This is a genomic window from Brasilonema bromeliae SPC951, assembly GCF_012912135.1.
Classification (GTDB): Bacteria; Cyanobacteriota; Cyanobacteriia; order Cyanobacteriales; family Nostocaceae; genus Brasilonema; species Brasilonema bromeliae.
In genome coordinates, this window is record NZ_QMEB01000373.1 from 1 (window position 1) to 2,842 (window position 2,842).

Consider the following 2,842-nt stretch of genomic DNA (forward strand, 5'->3'; position numbering starts at 1 on the left):
ATATGTAATATGTAATAATTTTTTACATTGGATCTTTGCCCAGAGGGATAAGGTTTCATATAAGCCTTTCACGCTTAGCACAAAGCGCAAGCGACGTATGAAAGAAACACCATCCCTCAATACGGTTTGATTAAGAAAGAGATCCCCGCAGGCGTTCTGATCTTATCCGAACCGTATAGCACCATTCCCCTTCTTCCCTGTTCCCTGTTAAGCGTTCCCTGTTAAGCGTTCCCTGTTCCCTCTATTTCACATACGTCTTTTTAATAAAAACTATCCAAAATAATCAACAGTCAAATTCTTCTCATTAAACCATCACTCATTTCATAGAACCCTAATATACTTGACAGCCCCCTTTATTTTCTGGGTAACTTACACAATAATGACAGTCATGAGACCTCACATATCGCCATCTCAGGCTAGGTGAAGGTTCACCCTGAGCCCAGCCGAAGGGTAAGTGTTTAAGCCACGAGTTTGACAAAAAGCTATAAGAGGCAAACAACAGTGAAACTAGCAGTTTACGGAAAAGGCGGTATCGGGAAATCCACAACAAGCTGTAATATCTCCGTCGCCCTAGCCAAGCGCGGTAAGAAAGTGTTGCAGATTGGTTGCGATCCCAAACACGATAGCACCTTCACCCTGACCGGGTTCTTGATTCCAACGATTATCGACACTCTCCAAGAAAAGGACTACCACTACGAAGATGTGTGGCCCGAAGATGTCATCTATAAGGGTTACGGTGGTGTGGATTGTGTTGAAGCAGGTGGTCCCCCAGCAGGTGCTGGATGCGGCGGTTATGTGGTAGGCGAAACTGTGAAACTCTTAAAGGAACTCAACGCCTTTGATGAGTACGATGTGATTTTGTTTGACGTTCTTGGTGACGTTGTTTGCGGTGGTTTTGCAGCACCCCTCAACTACGCTGATTACTGTATGATTGTGACTGACAATGGCTTTGATGCCTTGTTCGCTGCTAATCGTATTGCGGCTTCAGTTAGGGAGAAAGCCCGGACTCACCCGCTGCGTCTTGCTGGCTTAATTGGTAACCGCACCTCAAAGCGCGACTTGATTGACAAGTACGTGGAAACAGTTCCGATGCCAGTTTTAGAAGTTTTGCCTTTGATTGAAGATATTCGTGTTTCCCGCGTCAAAGGTAAGACTTTGTTTGAAATGGCAGAATCTGACCCCTGTTTAAATTACGTTTGCGATTACTATCTCAACATCGCTGACCAAATTTTGGCTCGTCCAGAAGGTGTTGTACCACATGATGCCCCAGATCGCGATGTGTTCGCTTTGTTATCCGATTTCTATTTAAATCCGGGTAAACAACAAGTTCCTAATCCAGAAGAAGAATTAGACTTGATGATTGTATAAATCATCTTAATTCCAGGATGGGGGACAATATGGCTTTTTTTGATAGTTTTACAGAATCTTTAAAGCAGAAGTGGTTGCAATTTTTCCAGGTGAATCGTGACTGGATTTCCTTGCACATGGAGGTAGAATCTGTTTACACTCCCGATGGCGGGAGTCGTCCACCTTCTTACCTCATCTTGGGAGTTATTAATGCGTTGGAACCCAAGCTGGCGCAGTTAATGATGCCATTTTCCAAATTGAATCCTGATGCTGACACCTTGGTTGAGGTGTTGGGGTTAAATTTCGATCCTGATCTTGCTCTTGGTAACCGTGCTCTTCCGAAGTTACGTATAGAAAAACACGTGGAAGAGTCCGATTTCTCAAGTGAAAATTTAAGTGATGAAACACTGACAAATTCTCCAAGGGTACTCAATCCAAGCAGGGATAATGTTACTCAAGCAAAGGAGTTCCAAGGAACTCAACACGGGATCGATAATTCCTCATCTAACCAGAAAATTTCAAATAGTGAGTTTTACAAAGCACAAAACTCAGGTGATGAATTTAGCAATCTTTCCTTTGATGATTTGAAGGAAGCAGATAGCAAAACTTTTACAGCAACCGCAGCAGATCAGAGTGGCTTTGCTGATGCTTTGTCAGATTCTTGGGGTAGCGAAACCGTAACCCAAAAGGGAGAACCGGATAACGAAACGCTTTTAGGGGAAGAAAAATCTTCTGGTTCTTTGAATGAATCAGAGATTGATCGTCTGTTCCCCAAGACTTAACTTAACTTAAATTGAACTTGTGTTGAATCTGGGTGTGGCTTGTGTCATGCCATAGATTATGGCAGTTTGAAGGGAAGTGTTCATTCTTCCACATATAGTCTGCCTTACTTTTAACTGCGCTTTTAGCTTAAAAAATCAAGGGGAGAAAATACTAAAATGACTCTTGCTCAACCAGAAAGTTTAACTTTTGAGTGCGAAACTGGAAATTACCACACTTTTTGCCCGATTAGCTGCGTCGCTTGGCTTTACCAAAAAATTGAAGATAGCTTCTTCTTGGTGATTGGTACAAAAACTTGTGGTTATTTCTTGCAAAACGCAATGGGGGTCATGATTTTTGCTGAACCCCGTTATGCAATGGCAGAGTTGGAAGAAGGAGATATTTCCGCACAACTGAATGATTATGAAGAGTTGAAGCGGCTGTGTGTGCAGATAAAGCGCGATCGCAATCCCAGTGTCATTGTCTGGATTGGCACCTGCACCACGGAAATCATCAAAATGGATTTGGAAGGTTTAGCACCCAAGCTAGAAGGCGAAATTGGTATTCCCATTGTTGTCGCACGCGCTAACGGTTTGGACTACGCCTTCACTCAAGGAGAAGATACCGTGTTAGCTGCAATGGCGACACGTTGTCCTGATAAAGCGCCTGTGGTAGAAGCGGAGAAAAACGCTTCTACCACAGGCGCTTTATCAGGACAACGTGTCGCCATTGCAGC

The 2,842-nt window shown here is 43.5% G+C and carries 3 protein-coding genes; all 3 read left to right on the top strand.

Going from position 1 to position 2,842, the window contains the following annotated elements; all coding sequences use genetic code 11:
- Positions 1-501 precede the first annotated feature (501 nt).
- Positions 502-1,368 (top strand): ferredoxin:protochlorophyllide reductase (ATP-dependent) iron-sulfur ATP-binding protein, encoded by an 867-nt coding sequence (gene bchL / locus DP116_RS27670; RefSeq protein ID WP_339381635.1) that lies wholly within the window; start codon positions 502-504, stop codon positions 1,366-1,368.
- A 29-nt stretch (positions 1,369-1,397) separates the two neighbouring features.
- A complete protein-coding gene (locus tag DP116_RS27675) occupies positions 1,398-2,129 on the top strand; it encodes a DUF5331 domain-containing protein (protein ID WP_169158177.1) in 732 nt (243 codons plus the stop codon).
- Positions 2,130-2,285: 156 nt separating this feature from the next.
- On the top strand, positions 2,286-2,842 hold a 557-nt coding region (locus DP116_RS27680; RefSeq protein WP_281357489.1), incomplete at its 3' end, for a nitrogenase component 1.